Origin of the sequence: Streptomyces sp. NBC_00513 (assembly GCF_041431415.1) — a bacterium.
Taxonomy (GTDB): domain Bacteria; phylum Actinomycetota; class Actinomycetes; order Streptomycetales; family Streptomycetaceae; genus Streptomyces.
The window spans coordinates 3,374,408-3,392,594 of sequence record NZ_CP107845.1 but is presented as its reverse complement, the minus strand read 5'-3'; the positions used below and the strand labels follow the sequence as shown (position 1 = coordinate 3,392,594).

Annotated in this window: 17 protein-coding genes and 1 riboswitch; of the genes, 14 read left to right on the top strand and 3 right to left on the bottom strand. The window is 73.0% G+C overall.

What is annotated here, in order from left to right:
* Nucleotides 1–12 precede the first annotated feature (12 nt).
* Nucleotides 13–2,466 (bottom strand): YfhO family protein, encoded by a 2,454-nt coding sequence (locus OHA84_RS15695; RefSeq protein ID WP_266971163.1) that lies wholly within the window; start codon nt 2,464–2,466, stop codon nt 13–15.
* A gap of 192 nt (nt 2,467–2,658) precedes the next feature.
* Here OHA84_RS15695 and OHA84_RS15690 point away from each other — a divergent pair, with 192 nt between their 5' ends.
* Both OHA84_RS15690 and OHA84_RS15685 read left to right on the top strand, forming a co-directional pair.
* Complete coding sequence (locus OHA84_RS15690; RefSeq protein ID WP_063839589.1) at nt 2,659–3,288, top strand: SurA N-terminal domain-containing protein; 630 nt, start codon at nt 2,659–2,661, stop codon at nt 3,286–3,288.
* Nucleotides 3,289–3,316: 28 nt separating this feature from the next.
* Nucleotides 3,317–4,294: a nucleoside triphosphate pyrophosphohydrolase gene (locus OHA84_RS15685; protein WP_266947672.1), complete on the top strand. Its 978-nt coding sequence runs from the start codon at nt 3,317–3,319 to the stop codon at nt 4,292–4,294.
* 31 nt (nt 4,295–4,325) lie between these two features.
* Here OHA84_RS15685 and OHA84_RS15680 read toward each other — a convergent pair whose 3' ends face one another.
* Nucleotides 4,326–5,528, bottom strand: coding sequence for a globin domain-containing protein (locus OHA84_RS15680; protein ID WP_053681488.1), 1,203 nt, complete (start codon nt 5,526–5,528; stop codon nt 4,326–4,328).
* Between the two features lie 115 nt (nt 5,529–5,643).
* Between OHA84_RS15680 and OHA84_RS15675 the strand changes: the two genes are divergently transcribed.
* The 7 genes from OHA84_RS15675 (at nt 5,644) to OHA84_RS15645 (ending at nt 12,964) form a co-directional block, all read left to right on the top strand.
* Nucleotides 5,644–6,921 carry a cytochrome P450 gene (locus tag OHA84_RS15675; RefSeq protein WP_266947670.1) on the top strand — a complete coding sequence of 426 codons (1,278 nt, stop codon included), beginning with the start codon at nt 5,644–5,646 and terminating at the stop codon, nt 6,919–6,921.
* A gap of 114 nt (nt 6,922–7,035) precedes the next feature.
* Nucleotides 7,036–8,058 carry a transglycosylase family protein gene (locus OHA84_RS15670; RefSeq protein WP_266971167.1) on the top strand — a complete coding sequence of 341 codons (1,023 nt, stop codon included), beginning with the start codon at nt 7,036–7,038 and terminating at the stop codon, nt 8,056–8,058.
* A 277-nt stretch (nt 8,059–8,335) separates the two neighbouring features.
* Nucleotides 8,336–8,506: riboswitch (cyclic di-AMP (ydaO/yuaA leader) on the top strand.
* A 3-nt stretch (nt 8,507–8,509) separates the two neighbouring features.
* The gene (locus OHA84_RS15665) at nt 8,510–9,229 is read left to right on the top strand and encodes a transglycosylase family protein (protein ID WP_053681482.1); all 720 of its coding nucleotides are present in this window, start codon (nt 8,510–8,512) and stop codon (nt 9,227–9,229) included.
* Nucleotides 9,230–9,503: 274 nt separating this feature from the next.
* On the top strand, nt 9,504–10,799 hold the full coding sequence (gene eno / locus OHA84_RS15660; RefSeq protein ID WP_053681480.1) for a phosphopyruvate hydratase: 1,296 nt from the start codon (nt 9,504–9,506) through the stop codon (nt 10,797–10,799).
* A gap of 104 nt (nt 10,800–10,903) precedes the next feature.
* On the top strand, nt 10,904–11,392 hold the full coding sequence (locus OHA84_RS15655) for a septum formation initiator family protein (RefSeq protein WP_053681478.1): 489 nt from the start codon (nt 10,904–10,906) through the stop codon (nt 11,390–11,392).
* Between the two features lie 58 nt (nt 11,393–11,450).
* Entirely contained in the window at nt 11,451–11,990 is a 540-nt protein-coding gene (locus tag OHA84_RS15650) for a DUF501 domain-containing protein (RefSeq protein WP_053681476.1), read from the top strand.
* Nucleotides 11,987–12,964 (top strand): Ppx/GppA phosphatase family protein, encoded by a 978-nt coding sequence (locus OHA84_RS15645; protein WP_266971170.1) that lies wholly within the window; start codon nt 11,987–11,989, stop codon nt 12,962–12,964. Before OHA84_RS15650 ends, OHA84_RS15645 begins: the two co-directional genes overlap by 4 nt.
* A 59-nt stretch (nt 12,965–13,023) precedes the next feature.
* On the opposite strand, the gene OHA84_RS15640 is transcribed toward OHA84_RS15645, so the two are convergent.
* Nucleotides 13,024–13,266 carry a hypothetical protein gene (locus OHA84_RS15640; RefSeq protein ID WP_266971172.1) on the bottom strand — a complete coding sequence of 81 codons (243 nt, stop codon included), beginning with the start codon at nt 13,264–13,266 and terminating at the stop codon, nt 13,024–13,026.
* 132 nt (nt 13,267–13,398) lie between these two features.
* On the opposite strand from OHA84_RS15640, the gene OHA84_RS15635 reads away from it, so the two are divergent.
* Genes OHA84_RS15635 through OHA84_RS15615 form a run of 5 tightly spaced genes read left to right on the top strand, consistent with a single transcriptional unit; the run spans nt 13,399 to nt 18,132 of the window.
* Nucleotides 13,399–14,829: a methyl-accepting chemotaxis protein gene (locus OHA84_RS15635; protein WP_266971174.1), complete on the top strand. Its 1,431-nt coding sequence runs from the start codon at nt 13,399–13,401 to the stop codon at nt 14,827–14,829.
* Nucleotides 14,826–15,332, top strand: a complete 507-nt coding sequence (locus tag OHA84_RS15630; protein WP_266971176.1) for a hypothetical protein — start codon at nt 14,826–14,828, stop codon at nt 15,330–15,332. Before OHA84_RS15635 ends, OHA84_RS15630 begins: the two co-directional genes overlap by 4 nt.
* Before the next feature lie 36 nt (nt 15,333–15,368).
* Nucleotides 15,369–16,034, top strand: a complete 666-nt coding sequence (locus tag OHA84_RS15625; RefSeq protein WP_053681468.1) for a VWA domain-containing protein — start codon at nt 15,369–15,371, stop codon at nt 16,032–16,034.
* Nucleotides 16,035–16,042: 8 nt separating this feature from the next.
* Nucleotides 16,043–17,188 carry a protein phosphatase 2C domain-containing protein gene (locus tag OHA84_RS15620; RefSeq protein ID WP_266971179.1) on the top strand — a complete coding sequence of 382 codons (1,146 nt, stop codon included), beginning with the start codon at nt 16,043–16,045 and terminating at the stop codon, nt 17,186–17,188.
* Nucleotides 17,185–18,132: a hypothetical protein gene (locus OHA84_RS15615; RefSeq protein WP_266971181.1), complete on the top strand. Its 948-nt coding sequence runs from the start codon at nt 17,185–17,187 to the stop codon at nt 18,130–18,132. The genes OHA84_RS15620 and OHA84_RS15615 overlap by 4 nt, the downstream gene beginning before the upstream one ends.
* Nucleotides 18,133–18,187 lie beyond the last annotated feature (55 nt).

Here is an 18,187-nt window from a genome sequence, read left to right as displayed (position 1 = left end):
TCCGGGCCGTGCTCACACCCGGACGCCGAAGTCCTCCGCCCGATCGGACGGCGTACCGGACGGGGCCGACGGCCGCGACCCGGTACGCCGCGCCCCACCGGCCCCGCGCCGGAGTCGGCCGACCGGGACGAGCCGGGCGAACAGGACCAGGAGGGCGACCGCCGCGACCGCCGCGCCCGGGACCAGGCCCGGCGGGCGGAACGTACACGTCACCGAGCGGGTGTCGGGGCCCACGGGTACGGCGACCAGCCCCAGGTGGGCGGCGGCCGGCCGGCCGCCGCAGGTCCAGCCCGCGATGGCCGGCGCCGACAGCACCACCGTGCCGGTCGTGCCCGGCCGCAGGGTGGCCCGTACGCCCGACGCGTCGACCCGGAGCGCGGTCGGCGCGCCGGCCCGCAGCGCGGCCACCGCCGTGTCCAGCCGGGCCCGGTCCAGGCAGGCCAGCTCCCAACGGGCGGGCGCGGGCCGCTCGAAGACCAGCCGCGAGGCGGGCCCGTGCGCGACGCCCATCGGCTGGAGCGCGGCCCGGTTGCGCGGCGGACGGGCGTTCAGCCGGAACGCCGGGCCGTCCGCGAGCCGGGCCGCGCCGTTGTACTCCGGGGCCCACAGGAACGCCTCGGTGCCCGCGCGGCACAGGCCCGGCGTGAGCGGGGCCTCGTAGACCCGGGCGCCCAGCAGGAGTTCCTGGTTGGCGAAGGGGGAGGGGCCGTAGGCGAGCGGGGGACCCGGGCGCCGGACCGTGACCAGCGGCGCGGCCGTCGCCCGGCCGATCGTGCCGTCCGCTCGGAGCCTGGCCCCGACCGCGAAGACGGCGTCGGTCACCGGGTTGTCGAGGCTCTGGACGTTGCGGCCCCGCGAGGTCCAGCCCGCCCCGAGGGCGACCATCGTGCGGGTGAACACGTCCGGGGTGTGGCTGCTGTAGTACGCGCCGCCCTCACCGCCGAGCAGCAGCGGATCGTTGCCCGTCAGCGCCGGCCGGCCCGCGTCGGTCCGGTACCCGGGCCACCCCTCGGCGCCCGCCAACGCCTCGGCGCGCGCCGTGTGCGCCGGCCCCCAGGACGGGTAGTCGTCCAGCCCGCCGAGCTTGCCCAGGTGCCCGTACGCGACGGTCGCCGCGGCCTGGCCCACCAGGACCGCGACCAGCAGCCCGGCCGCCGGGAGCGCGCGGCGCCGGCCGCGCAGCGCCCACCACGCCCAGCCGGCCACCGCCAGCCCGCCGCCGAACAGCGCGTACCCCCAGCCGGTCGCGAGGGCGCTGCCGCCGGCCCCGAGCGCGGCCAGGCAGAGCACCCCCGCGCCCGAGGCCAGCGCCCGCACCCCCGGCGGGCCGGCCGCCAGCCCGGTCCAGGCGGCGATGACCACGATCCCGGCGAGCACGAAGGTCTGCCGGTACGGGCTGCCGTTCGGGGTCGCGAACGCGTGCCAGGCCAGGTGGGTCGGCGCCCACTGGAACGACAGCAGCACCGCCACCACGAGCCCCGTCCACCACAGTCGGGCCCGCACCGGCACCGCCCGGTGGAACGGCAGCGCCGCCACCAGCAGCAGCGTTCCGGTACCGACGAAGAGGGCGGGGGAGGAGAAGGAGTAGGTGGCGGGCAGCAGCCGCGCCAACAGGTCCCCGGTCGCCGCCGGCGCGAACTCCCGGGACCACCCCGGATAGGCCTGCCTCGAACTGAGGAACAGCGGCGCCAGCACCGGCGCGGCCAGCGCGATGCCCAGGACGGTCGCCGTCGCGGCCCGCCCGAGCACCCGCGCCCGCCCGAGCCCGCGCCGTCCGCCCGGCACCACGTCCCGGTCCTGCGCCAGCCGCACCACGAGCACCAGCGCCGCGCCCAGCGTCGCCATGTACGCGGTGTAGAAGTTCGCCGTCCAACACAGGGCCACGACCAGGGCCGCCGCGCCGGGACGTCGGCCGCGCAGCGCCCATTCACCCGTCAGACACAGGAGCGGGAACGCGATCAGCCCGTCCAGCCACATCGGGTTGTACGCGGCCTCGATCACGGACCAGCCGCACAGCGCGTACGAGGCCCCGAGCAGCCCCGCCGCCCACCACGGCCCGCGCCGCTGCGTGCGCAGCGACCACGCCATGGCCGCGGCCGCGGCGGCCGTCTTGAGCACGGTGACCACGTACACGGCGAGGTCGATGTCCGCGCGCGGGAAGACCCCGACGAGCACCGCGAACGGGCTCGACAGGTACGTCCCGAAGTCCGGCAGGAAGCTCGTCCCGTACCCGGACTGCCAGTTGAGGAGCAGACCGCCCTCGGCACGCCCGTGCAGCAGGTCCCACAGGTGCGCGTGGAAGGGCACGAACTGGTTGCCGAGGTCGTTGACGCTGCGGTGGCGGGGCCCGTACGGGAAGACGCGCGCGACGGCGTCCCCGGCACACACGGCCACCGTCGTGATCAGGGCGGCGAGCGCCGAGCCGAACAGGCTGCGGCGCCGCGGGGAGGTGTGCGGTGTCGACATGGTGGGCCGACCCTGGCAGACGCGGAGGACGCCGGGATGGCGCCGGGGTGACCGGCGCGCCAACACTCGCGCACCCCAACACGCTCGGAATCGTTGGTCGAACCAGTGGCTCGGATCACCCTGACTGCATAACATCGATCACCGCACGGCCCTTGTGCATCGACGCACAATCTCCCGGCCCTGGAGGCTCCTTTGCACCGTCGCACTGCGCTCTCCGTCTCCGCCGTCCTGCTCGCGGCGGCTCCCCTGCTGTCCGCCTGCTCGAACGAGACCCGCCCCGGCACGGCGGCCGTGGTGGGCGGCGAACGGATCACCACCTCAGCGCTCCAGGCCCAGGTGAACGACGTACGCGCCGCACAGAACCGGTCCACGACCCCCACGCCGGCCGAGCTCGTGGAGAGTTCCCCGCGACTGGAGCGGACGAAGCTGCGCGGCCTGATCAACAGCCGGATCCTCGACAAGATGGCCAAGGACGCCGGGATCACCGTCACCACGAAGGAGATCGAGGAGCAGCGCAAAACGCTCGTCGACAGCAGCGGCGGCCCGCAGAAGTTCCAGGCGGCCATCCTCCAGGAGGCGGTGACGGCCCCCGGCCAGATCGACCGCTTCATCACGGACCAGCTGCTCCTGTCCAAGCTCATGGAGAAGTACGGCAAGGACAAGCTCACCGCCCCCGCCTCGGCTGCCGCCGAGAAGCTGGGCATCGAGGTCAACCCGCGTTACGGCAGCTGGGACGCCGAGGGGATCCGGCTCGGTGACGGAACCACCCCGTGGATCATCCAGCGGACCCGTCCCGAGCAGGCCGTACCCGCCGGGACCTGAGCCGTCCGTCCGGAGGTAGGTTCGGGGGGTGACTGAGCACGCGTCCCCCGAGCCCACCGGCCGCATCGTCCTGCTGACCACCAGCCACCGGGTCGCCCCGGGCCTGCTGTCCTGGTCCGCGTGGCAGACCCTGCACGCCGCGGACCGGGTGCTGTGCGCCGACCCCGACCACCCGCAGCTGCCGTACCTGCGCGAGGCGGGTGTCGAGGTGCTCCACGCGGTCCCCGACGCCCACGAACTCGTCGAGGCCTGCGCCGGCGGCGCCACCGTCGTGGTGCTGCCGAGCGGCGAGGGCGACCAGCGCCTCACCGACGGGCTCGCCCGGCTGGCCGGCTCCGGTCGGGTCGCCATGCCGGACCTGGAACTGCTGCCCGGGTCCTACGACCTGCCCGGCGCGCGGCTGCTCGACCTGGTGCAGGTGATGGACCGGGTGCGGCGGGAATGCCCCTGGACCTCGGCGCAGACCCACGAGGGCCTGGTGAAGTACGCCATCGAGGAGGCGTACGAGCTGGTCGAGGCGATCGAGGCCGGCGACCGGGAGGAACTGCGCGAGGAGTTGGGCGACGTACTGCTCCAGGTGTTCTTCCACGCGCGGATCGCGCAGGAGCACGCCGACGAGCCGTTCTCCATCGACGACGTGGCCGGGGACCTGGTCGACAAGCTGATCCGCCGGCACCCGCACGTCTTCGGCGACGCGCGGGCCGAGACCCCCGAGGACGTCAACGCGCACTGGCAGGCGACCAAGGCGGTCGAGAAGCGCCGCGCGTCGGTCACGGACGGGGTCCCGGTCGCCCAGCCCGGCCTCGCCCTCGCGGCCAAGCTCGCCGGCCGGGCCCGTGCGGGCGGCATCGCGGTGGAACTGCCCCGGGGCGAGGGCGTCGGATACGAGTTGCTGGAACTGGCGGCGCGCGCCGAGGCGGCGGGCATCGACCCGGAGACCGCGCTGCGCGCCGCGGCCCGCGTCTACCGGGACGCGATCCGGGCGGCGGAGGCCGCCGACGCCTGACCCGCGCCGGGCGGCACGTGGACGACGTCCCCTACAGCGGTGCGCGCCCCGAGGGGTTGTGCCAGTGCGGGTCCGGCGGGCTCAGGAACCATTCCCCGAAGCCCACCGGGCGGGTCCGCCCGGAGCCGCCCGCGGGGATCGCGTCGTGGAAGATCCGGTCGGGTCGGGCGCCGAGTTCCTCCAGGAGGTACGCGGTCTCCTCGATGAACTGCGCCGGCCCGCCGAGGTAGACGTCCTGGTCCCGCCACAGGCCGCGGTGGCCGAGCGCGGTCGCCAGCCGGTCGGTGGCCTGGTTGCGGTGCTGTCCGGGGGCGGGTGTGAGGTAGGTGACGGCGAGCCGGCGGTGGGCGGCGGCGAACGCGTCGATGAACGGCCGGTCGTAGAGGTGCGCGGCGTCCCGCGCGACGACGAAGAGCCGTACGTCCTGGTCGGGAGGGTCGTCCGCGAGGTCCTCCAGCATGGCGCGGATCGGGGCCCAACCGGTGCCGGCGGCGATGAAGGTGACCGGGCGGTCCTCGCGGCGCAGCGTGAGCCGGCCACCGGGCGCGCCCAGTCGCAGCGTCTCCCCGGGCCGTGCCTCGCGGACCAGCACGTGGGACAGTCGGCCCTCCTCGATCCGGCTGACGTGCAGGTCGACGGTGCCGTCGGGGCGGGGCGCGTTGGCCAGGGAGTAGGTGCGCCAGGTGGTCGGGACGCGGGCGCTGCTCACGCTCACGTACTGGCCGGGGAGATAGGGGAGCGGGAGGTCGGGGCGCAGGGTCAGTACGGCGACGTCCTGCCCGTACTGGAGGTGGCGGACGATCTCGGCGTCCCACCAGGGCGGGTCGGTGCTCTCGGCGGCGCCGGCCGTCATCGCGTCGGCGATCACCTGGTAGGCCTCGGCCCAGGCCTTCTCCACCTCGGGTGTCCAGGTCGCGCCGGAGGTCTCGGCGAGGGCGGCGAGCAGGCTGGTGCCGACGGCCGCGTAGTGCTCGGGGCCGACCCGGAACTTGCGGTGGTCGCGGCCGAGGTCGCGGAGGTAGGGGACGAGGGTCTCGGTCTCCAGGTGGGTGACCACGTGGGTGAGGGCGGCGAAGAGCCGGTCCCGCTGGCGTTCCATGTCCGCCGGGGAGGAGGGGAAGAGCGGGCGGACCTCGGGGTGGTGCCAGAAGAGGTGCGAGTAGAAGTACTTGACGGCGTGCTCGGCCCGTCTCTCCACCACCGCGAAACTGCTCTTCAAGATCCTCACGTCCACAACAGCGAAAGTAGGAACGCCGGAGCGGGCGGGGTCAAGCCTTGGCGGATCTACGGACAGCCGCGACGAAGCACCCATATGGGATGGCGTCCGGAGGCCGGGATACGGTCAGCGGGTGCATGAGCCGACCCCCGCGGAACCCGCCGACGAGACCTCCTCCCCCCAGGGCCCCACCCTGTTCGACTGGGAGTTCGCCACCGACCCGTACCCGGCGTACGCCTGGCTGCGCGAGCACTCCCCCGTGCACCGCACCAAGCTCCCGAGCGGCGTGGAGGCCTGGCTGGTGACCCGGTACGCGGACGCCCGCCAGGCCCTCGCCGACCAGCGCCTCAGCAAGAACCCGGCGCACCACGCGGAGCCGGCGCACGCCAAGGGCAAGACCGGCATCCCGGGGGAGCGCAAGGCGGAGCTGATGACGCACCTGCTGAACATCGACCCGCCGGACCACACCCGGCTGCGGCGGCTGGTGTCGAAGGCGTTCACCCCGCGCCGGGTGGCGGAGTTCGCCCCGCGCGTCCAGGAGCTCACCGACCACCTCATCGACGGGTTCGCCGGGAAGGGGGAGGCGGACCTCATCCACGAGTTCGCGTTCCCGCTCCCCATCTACGCCATCTGCGAGATGCTCGGCGTACCGCGCGAGGACCAGGACGACTTCCGGGACTGGGCCGGGATGATGATCCGGCACGGCGGCGGACCGCGCGGCGGGGTCGCCCGTTCCGTGAAGCGGATGCGGACCTACCTCGGGGAACTCATCCACCGCAAACGGGACGATCTGGGCAACGACCTGATCTCGGATCTGATCCGGGCCGGCGACCACGGCGACCACCTGACGGAGGCCGAGGCCACCGCGATGGCCTTCATCCTGCTCTTCGCCGGCTTCGAGACGACCGTGAACCTCATCGGGAACGGCGTCCACTCCCTCTTCATGAACCCGGAGCAGCGCGAGCGCCTCCAGGTCTCCCTGGCCGCCGGCGAGAGCGGGCTGCTGGAGACCGGTGTCGAGGAGCTGCTGCGCTACGACGGGCCCGTGGAACTGGCGACCTGGCGGTTCGCCACCGAACCGCTGACCCTCGGCGGGCGCGACATCGCGGTCGGCGATCCGGTGCTGGTGGTCCTCGCGGCCGCGGACCGGGACCCCGCAAGATTCGCAGAACCGGACACTCTGGACCTGTCCCGGAGTGACAATCAGCACCTCGGATACGGGCACGGCATCCATTACTGCCTCGGCGCGCCGCTCGCGCGTCTTGAAGGACAGACGGCGCTCAAGAGTTTGCTGATGCGTCTGCCGGATCTGGAACTCGCCGTTCCACCTGCGGACCTGCGCTGGCGGGGCGGACTCATCATGCGTGGCCTGCGCACGCTTCCGGTGCGCTTCACACCCCGAAACGACTGAGGTGCGACCGGAGCCGGCCTGACCGCGAGTCAGTTTCCGACCAAACTTGTTACTTGTATGCCAAGGCCGCTAGGTTCTGCCGTTACCCCGCCGTTATGCGAAAGGTACAGCCTCATGCGTTCCGGGAACGGCCGCCACAGACGCCCCAAGCAGATACCCGCACTCGTCGTCACCGCCGGAGTCGCCGGTTCCGCGTTGGCCCTGCCGCTGCTCGCGGCAACCAACGCGAGCGCCGCCGACGCCGGCACGTGGGACACGGTCGCCGAGTGCGAGAGCGGCGGTTCCTGGAGCGCCAACTACGGCAGCGGCGCCTACGGGGGGCTCCAGTTCACCCAGGAGCAGTGGAACGAGGCCGGCGGACTCGACTACGCGACGCGCCCCGACCTCGCCAGCCGCTCCCAGCAGATCGCCATCGCCGAAAAGGTGCTGGCCTCGCAGGGTCCCCAGGCGTGGCCGCTGTGCGCGTCCTCGGCCGGCCTGACGCGACAGGGTCCGTCGGCCGCGGTGGACCCCGGCCGGATCGAGACGCCCGTGCCGGTCGCGCCCACCCCCTCCCGCCCCGACTCCGCGGTGCCGAAGAGCGGTTCCACGCCCGCCACCGACTTCGGGGTGCCGACGCCCACCGCGCCCGCCCCGACCCTGCCCTCCCCGTCCGGCGCGCCGTCGTTCACGCTGCCCGACGTACCGCAGGGGCCCAACGCCGGACTGCCCGTCATGCCGGACCCGGACCCGACCCTTCCCACCGGTCCGGGCAACCAGCCGCCGGTCTCCCCGACCACCCCGGGCGGCACGACCGCCCCGGTGGCCCCCTCGGACCCCGCCAGGGACCCGAACCCGGCCGACCCGTCCACCACGCCCTCGGCCACGACGGGCACCCCGACCGGCACCCCGACCGACTCGGCGGCGGACGGCGGCGGCAAGCACCGCGGCCCGGCGGCGGACGAGTCCCTCGGGGCCGTTCCCAACACCGCGCCGGAGCCCGTCTACACGGTGAAGGCGGGCGACAGCCTGACCGCCATCGCGGACGCCAAGGGACTCAAGGGCGGTTGGACCAAGCTCTACGAGGCCAACGAGCAGGTCATCGGAGGGGACGCGGACCTCATCAAGCCCGGCCAGAACCTGGATCTAACCAAGTAATAGGGGCAGTTCGGGCACCCATTAAGATCCGAATGTCCGGTATCGGCAAGTGAGACATGCATCTCTTCCGCCCAACTGGCGTGTCCCGTATCGAAGCTGCTGCAAACCCCGCCCTCACCTGCGCAAACGTCCCTAAGCGGAACGCAAGTAGGGCCCTTTCCCCCCGATGTTGCTCGTTGAACATCGGGGGGAGACCTGTCTACCTTCTGAGTCGCTCGTCACCGCGAGCCTCTTCGACCGCATCGCCGAATCCTGCCGGCGGACGGAGAGAACAGTCGTCGCGCAAGCGCCGAAGGCAGGAGCGGGGGAACCAAGGTAGGCGCCGGGACAGGCCGTCGAGAGACGGTCGCGGACCGGCTGGGGGTTAAGACGCACGCCAGTCGTGCGGCCGGGCAACTCACTCGCCCGAACCCGACAGCTCACCTCGTAGGCGTCGGTGAGGAGAAACTCCATGCTGCTTTCCGGCAAGGGCAAGCACCGTCGCGCCTCCAAGGCCGCCCGCATCGTCACGCTCGCCGGTGTCGCCGGTGTCGCCGTCGCGGCGCCGCTGATGGCCGCGGGCTCCGCGTCCGCCGCCACCACCTCCGAGTGGGACAAGGTCGCCTCCTGCGAGTCCGGTGGCAACTGGTCCATCAACACGGGCAACGGCTACTACGGCGGCCTGCAGTTCTCGTCCGGCACCTGGGCCGCCTACGGCGGCAAGGCGTACGCCTCGCAGGCCAACCAGGCCTCCAAGTCGCAGCAGATAGCCATCGCCGAGAAGGTCCTCAAGGGCCAGGGCAAGGGCGCCTGGCCGTCCTGTGGCGTGGGCCTGTCCAACTCCTCGTACGACGGTGGCGGCTCGGCCGAGACCCCCAAGCCGCAGAAGCAGCAGGCCGCTCCCAAGAAGCAGAAGGCCGCGCCGAAGACGGAGACCAAGCGCTCCGAGGGCTCCACCACCACCCGCTCCGAGCGTTCCACGGCCGCCCCGGCGCCGCAGAAGGCCCCGAAGACGACCGCCGCCCCGAAGATCGGCAACGGCTCGTACGAGGTCAAGGCCGGCGACACCCTGGGCACCATCGCCGACGCGAACGGCGTCAAGGGCGGCTGGCAGAAGCTGCACGAGCTGAACAAGGACATCGTCCCGGACGCCGACCTGATCTACCCCGGGCAGAAGCTGAAGCTCAGCTGAACACCCCGATGACACCGCGTCAGTCCTGACGCACCCCCTGCCCGGCGCGTACCCCTCCACGCGCCGGGCGGTGGCGTGTCCGGGCCCGGTCGAGCCCGATCCCCCGGACGATCAAGAGCCGTATGTCCTGGAAGAAGGGTATTCGGGCCCTTTTTCGTCCCAGGACCCGGGCGGTCGGCCGGCCGAGTGGCCGGAGCCGGTTAGGCTCTAGTCGGCAAGGCCATCCCACGGCCTGAGCCGCCACCGCACACCCAGCGTCACATCCCAGAAGGAGATGCTCGTGCCGTCCATCGACGTCGTCGTAGCCCGGGAAATCCTGGACTCCCGAGGCAACCCCACGGTCGAGGTCGAGGTTGGCCTCGACGATGGCAGCACCGGTCGTGCTGCAGTTCCGTCCGGCGCCTCCACCGGTGCATTCGAGGCCATCGAGCTGCGTGACGGTGACCCCAACCGTTACTTCGGCAAGGGTGTCGAGAAGGCCGTCCTCGCCGTCATCGAGCAGATCGGCCCGGAGCTCGTCGGCTACGACGCCACCGAGCAGCGCCTGATCGACCAGGCCATGTTCGACCTGGACGCCACCGACAACAAGGGCTCCCTCGGCGCCAACGCCATCCTCGGCGTGTCCCTCGCCGTCGCGCACGCCGCGTCCGAGGCCTCGGACCTGCCGCTCTTCCGCTACCTCGGCGGTCCGAACGCGCACCTGCTGCCCGTCCCGATGATGAACATCCTCAACGGTGGGTCGCACGCCGACTCCAACGTGGACATCCAGGAGTTCATGATCGCCCCGATCGGCGCGGAGTCCTTCTCCGAGGCGCTGCGCTGGGGTGCCGAGGTCTACCACACCCTCAAGAAGGTCCTGCACACCAAGGGCCTCTCCACCGGCCTGGGCGACGAGGGCGGCTTCGCCCCGAACCTGGAGTCGAACCGCGCCGCGCTGGACCTCATCGTCGAGGCGATCAAGCAGGCCGGCTACGTCCCCGGCAAGGACATCGCGCTCGCGCTCGACGTCGCCGCGTCCGAGTTCTACAAGGACGGCAAGTACGAGTTCGAGGGCCAGTCCCGCTCGGCCGCCGAGATGACCGAGTACTACGAGGAGCTCGTCTCCGCGTACCCGATGGTCTCCATCGAGGACCCGCTGTACGAGGACGACTGGGCCGGCTGGAAGACCCTCACCGACAAGCTGGGCTCCAAGGTCCAGATCGTCGGCGACGACCTCTTCGTCACCAACCCCGAGCGCCTGGCCCGCGGCATCGAGGAGGGCTCCGCGAACGCCCTGCTCGTCAAGGTCAACCAGATCGGTTCGCTGACCGAGACCCTCGACGCCGTCGAGATGGCCCAGCGCAACGGCTTCAAGTGCATGATGTCGCACCGCTCCGGCGAGACCGAGGACGTCACCATCGCCGACCTCGCCGTCGCCGTGAACTGCGGCCAGATCAAGACCGGCGCCCCGGCCCGCTCGGACCGCGTCGCCAAGTACAACCAGCTGCTGCGCATCGAGGAGATCCTCGACGACGCCGCGGTGTACGCGGGTCGCTCCGCCTTCCCGCGGTTCCGCTCCGCGGACCAGTAGGAACGGCGGGGGCTCACCACGCCCCGGCCTCCGTACGTCCCCGCACTCGGTCCCGTACCGTGTGCGGGGACGTATTGCGTAGCGCACACAGGGGAGGCGGGACCATGGCCGGGAACCGGGACCGGTTCTCCACCTTCTCGACCGCGACCAGGCTCAAGGCACTCGGCGAACGGACCGCGGCGCACGTCTACCGCTCCCAGTCACGCCGCCAGGTCCGCCGCAGCCGGCTCACCGGCCGGGCCGCGCTCCTGGTGCTCGTGCTCTGTACCCTGGTCGTCGCCCTCGCGTACCCCATGCGCCAGTACGTGTCCCAGCGCTCCGAGATCGCGCAGCAACAGCGGGACGCCACCGACGCGCGCGAGCGGCTGGAGAAGCTCCGCGACGAGAAGGCCCGCTGGCAGGACCCCGCCTACGCGGAACAGCAGGCGCGCAAGCACCTGCACTTCCTGCGCCCGGGGGAGATCGGCTACATCATGAACGACCCCGGCACCGAGGCCAAGGAAGACCGCCGCACCGGGCAGGCCGGCTCCGACCGGCCCTGGTACTCGAACGTCTGGGACGGCGTCGACAAGGCCGACCGCCCCGGCGACTGACCCCGACACGCCACGCCCGCGACACACCCGCACACGAACGAAGAGACTCATCCCAGGCATGCAGACGCCCCCGCCCCAGACCGACCGCACCGAGCCGACCGCCGCGGACATCGAGGCGTTCCAGCAGCAGCTCGGCCGCCCGCCGCGCGGGCTGCGCGCCATCGCGCACCGATGCCCCTGCGGGCAGCCGGATGTCGTCGAGACCGCGCCCCGACTCCCCGACGGCACCCCCTTCCCGACGCTCTTCTACTTGACCTGCCCGCGCGCCGCCGGTGCCATCGGCACGCTGGAGGCCAACGGCGTGATGAAGGAGATGCAGGCCCGGCTCGCCGACGACCCGGAGCTGGCCGCCGCCTACCGGGCCGCGCACGAGGACTACATCACCCGCCGCGACGCCATCGAGGTGCTCCAGGGCTTCCCGAGCGCCGGCGGCATGCCGGACCGGGTGAAGTGCCTGCACGTGCTGGTGGGCCACTCGCTGGCCGCCGGCCCCGGCGTGAACCCGTTCGGCGACGAGGCCCTGGCGATGCTGCCCGAGTGGTGGGCCAAGGGCCCCTGCGTCACCCCGTGCGGGGAGAAGAAGGACGCGGACGCGTGAGCGCCACACGGGTCGCGGCCATCGACTGCGGCACGAACTCCATCCGCCTCCTCGTCGCGGACTGCGACCCGGCGACGGGCGGGTTCGTCGAGCTGGACCGCCGGATGACGATCGTCCGGCTGGGCCAGGGCGTGGACAAGACCGGCCGGTTGGCCCCGGAGGCGCTGGAGCGCACCTTCGCCGCGTGCCGCGAGTACGCCGCGGTCATCAAGGAGCTCGGCGCCGAGCGGATCCGTTTCGTGGCGACGTCGGCCTCCCGGGACGCCGAGAACCGGGACGACTTCGCCCGGGGCGTCCTGGACATCCTGGGCGTGGAACCCGAGGTGATCACCGGGGACCAGGAGGCCGAGTTCTCCTTCACCGGCGCCACCAAGGAGCTCACGGGCCGCACCGACATGGAGCGGCCGTTCCTGGTCGTCGACATCGGCGGCGGCTCCACCGAGTTCGTCGTGGGCACCGAGCACGTCCGGGCGGCCCGCTCCGTGGACGTCGGCTGCGTCCGGATGACGGAACGCCACCTGGTGGTGGACGGCACCGTCACCGACCCGCCGACCGAGGAACAGATCGCCGCCATACGGTCCGACATCGAATCGGCCCTGGACCTGGCCGCCGAGACCGTGCCGCTGACCGAGGCGCGCACCCTGGTCGGCCTGGCCGGCTCGGTGACCACCGTCGCCGCCATCGCGCTGGGGCTGACGGAGTACGACTCGGCCGCCATCCACCACTCGCGGATCCCCTACGCGAAGGTGCGCGAGATCAGCGAGCGGATGCTGACGGCCACGCACGCCGAACGCGCCGCGATCCCGGTCATGCACCCGGGCCGGGTCGACGTGATCGGCGCCGGCGCCCTGGTCCTGCTGGCGATCATGGAGCGGATCGGGGCCGAGGAGGTCGTGGTCTCGGAACACGACATCCTCGACGGCATCGCGATCAAGACCGCGGAAGACGTCGAGGCCGACAAGCAGCGGACCTGACCCGGTCAACCGCATGAGGGGGGTGCCCCGGCCGACCGGCCGGGGCACCCCCCTCGTCGTCAGATGCGGCGGTAGGCGTCACGGCGGTCGCCGACCTCGACGACGAGGACGACGAGTTCGCCGTCCAGCACCTGGTGGGCGATCCAGCGACCGCGTGCGCCCCCAGGGGGCCCCGGCGGGCCCCGGGTCGTACGGGTGGGCGAATACCTCGCGCCGACTCCTGCTCGCGGCCACGAATCGCCCCCGAAGAAGGGGGCGTTGATTCCGTTTCCCCTCCCCCCGTTCGGCTGATGGGGGATCATGTGGTGAATTGTTGAGGTGGGGGATGACCCGCCGCGCCGCGGTCTGTCACGGCCGGGCGCGCGCGGCGGCGCGGCCTTCGGCACGACGTGCCGGTGCGGGGCCCCCACCCCACGTCTTCCATGGGGGTGGACATGCCTGTTGGGGCACTGGCGACGGCCTCCGTCGTCGCCACACAACTCAACGACCTCGCGGACAAGCCGGGGCTCGGCTCCCGTCGGGACGAGCTGAAGTCGCTGGCCGACGCCCTCCAGGGGCTGGGCGACGGCGACATCGAACCCTGGACCGAACTCGACCTCCTCCAGGCCTACGCCCGGCCGGAGAGCGTGAGCGCCGCCCTGGCCGAGGGGCCGGAACACCGGGCCTGGGCGCTGCTGGAGGTCGCCATCGGCACCCTCGTGTTCCTGCCGCTGTTACTCACCTGGTTCGGCCTCAGCCGAGCCACGGACGCCTACCGGACACTCATCGGCGAGGACCCGAAGTCCGCCGCCCGACCCTTCCTGCAACTGTGGCAGTCCGGCTTCGAGGGCCGGTTGGCCGACTGGTCCACCTTCGGACACGTCGCCGGATCCGCCACCGCCGTCATCCTCCTGTTGTGCCTGCTCGCCGCCGTGCACGGGGTGCGCAGAACCCGTACGGAACACCGGGCCGACCAGGCGCGACGCACCGCCGACGAACTGCTCGCCCTGCTCGTCCCGCTGCTCACCCGGGCCCAGTTGCTGCTCAACGAACAACGGCTCTCCTCCCCCCGACGGTTCACGGCGGAGCTCACCGCGGCCGCCGCGAACCTCGGCAGGCTCGGCGACAACGCGGTGCGCGCCCACGAGCGGCTCGGCGAGGTCGCGACCTCGCTCGCCGCGTCGGTGGAGGCCGCGGGCGACCGGATCAACGCCCTCGACGCGGCCGTGCTGCCGCTGGAGCGGGCCGTCTCCCGGGTCGAGGCGGCCGTACAGACGAACACCGGCGAGGTCGGTCGGGCCGTCGCCGCGCTCACCGACCCGCTGGAACAGCACACCTCCCGCCTGGAGACCGTGGTCAGCGGCAACGGGACCATGGTGCGCAAGGCGCTGGAGGACGTGCGCGAGGTCAACGGCGAGGTCCGCGACGCCCTCGGCGCCGCCGGCGAACGGGTCGAGGACTCGGTGACCACCCTGGCCGCCGCGCAGCGCTCGTTCACCACCGGCACCGAACTCGCCGCCGACGTCACGGCGCGGGTCCTGCACCGCCTCGGCGACGTCACGCAGGACACCGCGGAAGCCGTGGCCCTCTCGCAGCGGGCGGTGCTGGGGCTGGAGGAGCAGACCGGCGCGCTGCGGCGGGCCGCCGAGCGGTTCGCCGAACTCGCCCGGGCGATGGCCGGGGCGGCGGACGTCTCCGCCGCGGCGGCCGAGGCCAGGACGCTCGTCGACACGCGGTTCGTCCACGACGCGCGGACCGGCCCCGCTCCCGGCCCCGCTTCCGCCCCCGCTCCCGTCCGGGCGCGGGCCGTCGGGGTGGACCTGGCCAAGGGGCACGACGCCCACGCACACCCGCAGGACGATCCGACCTGGACGGCCCGACGATGAGGAGGCCGCCGCGGCCGCGGTTCAACCCGCTGACCCTCGCCGGCTGGCTGTTCGCCGACATGCTCCTGGTCCTGGCCATGGTCGCGATGAGCGACCGGGGCGACCCGGTGAAGGCGGCCGAGGCCTCCCGCGCCGGGACCGGAGCCTCGCCCCGTCCCGACGCGACACCCGGCGCGAGGCCGAGCCCCACCCCCTCGGGGCCCCGGTCCGTGGAACGGCGGGCGGTGACGTTCTCCTTCGACGCCGACTCCTCCGACACCGAGCGCATCGTGGGGCAACTGCGCGCCGGGACGAAAGCACACGACGGCCGCACCGCGGCCTTCGTCCTGACCTTCGGCCGCAGCCCCCGGGTCGGCGACGGCGTGGACTACGCCCGCCACGTCAACGCCCTGCTGGCGAAGGCCCGCCCCGCGATGTTCACCGGCGCCACCACCCGGGACTTCTTCGTCCAGGGATCCTCCGGCGACCACGCCGACATCGAGATCTACTTCTACACCTACTGACAGCCCGAGCCGTACACCCCTCGGAGGCGCGAGACCGTGCAGATCCTTCCCTTCTACCTGGTGTGCGACGAGTCCGGCTCGATGGCAGGCCCGTCGATCGACAGCATGAACGCCGCCCTGCCGGAACTCCACAAGGAGATCAGCAGGAACCCGGCGGTCGCGGACAAGACCAGGTTCTGCCTGATCGGGTTCTCCGACGACGCCACCGTCCTGCAGCCGCTGGCCGACCTCAGCGACCTGGACACGCTGCCGGCGCTGTCCGCGGGCGGACTGACCGCGTACGGGGAGGCGTTCCGCACGCTCCTGCGGTGCATCGAGAACGACGTCGCCCGGCTCAAGGCGCAGGGCCACGAGGTCTACCGGCCCGTCGCCTTCTTCCTCTCGGACGGCGGCCCCACCGACGAGGACTGGATGCAGGCGCACAAGGAGCTCAACGAGGCCCGCTACCGGCCGAACATCATCGCCTTCGGCATCGGGGAGGCCGACCGCGCCACGATCGGCCACGTCGCCAACTTCCGGGCCTTCATCCAGGACGACAAGACCGTCTCCCCGGCCGCCGCGCTGCGCGAGTTCGCGACCAGCCTCACCCGGTCGATCGTGCGGTCGGCCCGCAGCATCCCCGCCGGTGGCAACGGCGTGTTCAGCCTGGCCGTGGACGACACGGTGCCCGGCTTCTCCACCGTCTCCCTCGACAAGCTCTGAGGCCGGTCATGCGAGAGGAGACACCCGACGCCGCGCACGGTCCGACGGGCGCGACGTACACCCGGTGGCCGGCCCCGGCCGCCTCCGTCGAACCCGAACCGCTGGAACTGCCCCGCGAGGTCTCCGCCGAGTCCGAGCCGGCCGCCGAGCGGCTCCCCGCCCCGCGGCCCGCTCCCGCATCACCGGAGCCCGCCCCCTCGGCGGTCCCCGAACCCGCCCCCGCGGCGGATGCCGGGCGGGTGCCCGCCGTGCTCGGCGACCCGCCGTTCAGCGGGCCCAAGCCCCCGCTCTACGCGCCCGGGCCCGGGGCGCCGGTCGGGGCCCGGGCGGACGTGGACGGCGCGGTCCTCCCGGACACCGTCGTCGACGGGGCGACCCACGGGCCGTTGACGGTACGGGCCGCGTCCGTGCGGGGCGACTCCCACCGCTACCACGCGGAACCCCGGCAGGACGCGCTGGTGGTGGCCCGGTTGGGAGAGCCGGACGAGGACACCGGGGTGCTCCTGCTGGGCGTCGCGGACGGGATCGGCTCGGCACCGCGCTCGCACCTCGGATCCCAGCTCGTGTGCCGCGAGATCCTCCGCTTCCTCGACGAGTACGCCGGGGAACTGGCGCGGGCCCTGCGCGCCAGGGACGAGAAGACCCTCACCGCCGTCGTGAACTCCGCCGTGGGCAGCGTCGCCGAGTCGCTGGTGCGGGCGGCCACGACCGCCGGGCACCGACCCGGCGACTACGCGACCACCCTGCGCGTGCTGCTCGTCCCCCTCGACCCCGCGGTGCGCCACCGGGCCCTGTTCACCGTCGGCGACGGCGGCGCGGCGCTGCTGCGGGACGGGACCTGGTACCTCGACGTGGTGGGCGCCGCGGACGGCGAGGGGTCCGGGATCATCGACACGCGCACGGCGGCCCTGCCCACCACCCGCGTCGCCGAGACGCACCTCTTCGGTCCGGCCCTGCCGGGTGACGTGTTCGTCCTGTGCACGGACGGCCTGTCGACGCCGCTGGGGGGAGAGGAGGAGATGCGCGGCTTCCTCCGCGGGGCGTGGGGCGGGCCCCCGCCCGGACTGCCCGACTTCCTGTGGCAGCTCCAGTACCGGGTCAAGTCCTACGACGACGACCGCAGCGCCGTCTGCCTGTGGGAGGGGGACTCGTGAGCGTCATCGACGGCGCCGACGTGGCGCTGTCCTTGCTGGACCCGCTCGACAAGGTCGGTGACGGCGGTCAGGGCGAGGTGCGCACGCTGGCCGGTTGGCCCGGCCTGCTCTACAAGAGCTACCGGGAACCCCACCGTGTCGCGGGGGACTCGCTGACCGCGCTGGTCCTCGTACGGCTCGGGCTGCGGGCCGACGAGCGCGACCGGTTGGACGCGTCGACGGCCTGGCCGCTGTGCCGTGTCGTGGACGCCGGCCGGGTCACCGGGTTCCTGATGAACGAGGCGCCCGCCTCCATGCGGTGGGCGACGGGGGACGGCTCGACGAAGCTGACCGAACTGGCCTTCCTGCTCCGCCCGGGCAAGGCCGCCTGGCAGGGGGTCGTCCAGCCCTCGCCGGCCGAGCGATTGGCCCTCGTGGTCGCGCTCGTCGAACTCGTCGACCGGCTGCACGCGACGGGCCTCGTCTTCGGCGACCTGTCGGAGGCCAACGTGCTGTGGACGGTCCGCCCCGCGCCCGCCGTCCACCTCATCGACTGCGACGGGGCCCGCCTGGTGGGCGCCGAGCCGGTGCTCGCCCAGGCGGAGACCCCGGACTGGAGCGACCCGCTGGCACCGGCCGGCGCGGCCACCGTGGACAGCGACCGCTACAAGGTCGCGCTGGCCGTCGGCCGGATCCTCGCGCAGGACGCGTACGCGGCTCCGGGCCGCCCGCTCGACCCGCTGCCCGGGGTCCTGGACGAACGCCGGGCGGAGGCCGTGCGCGGTCTCTACGAGAAGGCGGCGGGCGGCCACGGGACCCGGCCGGACCTGGGCCAGTGGCGCATCGCGCTGGCCGGGCGGCGGCAGATCGCGTTGGAGGCGGGTCGGCCCCGCGAGCGGCCTGTCCTCGACCCGCGCAAGTTCGACGGGCCGAGGAGACGGGGGAGCATCAGGCTTCGCGACTGAAGCTCCCCCCGACCCGTCCAACGGGCTGCTCCATCCGGCCGAGACCCTTCGAAAG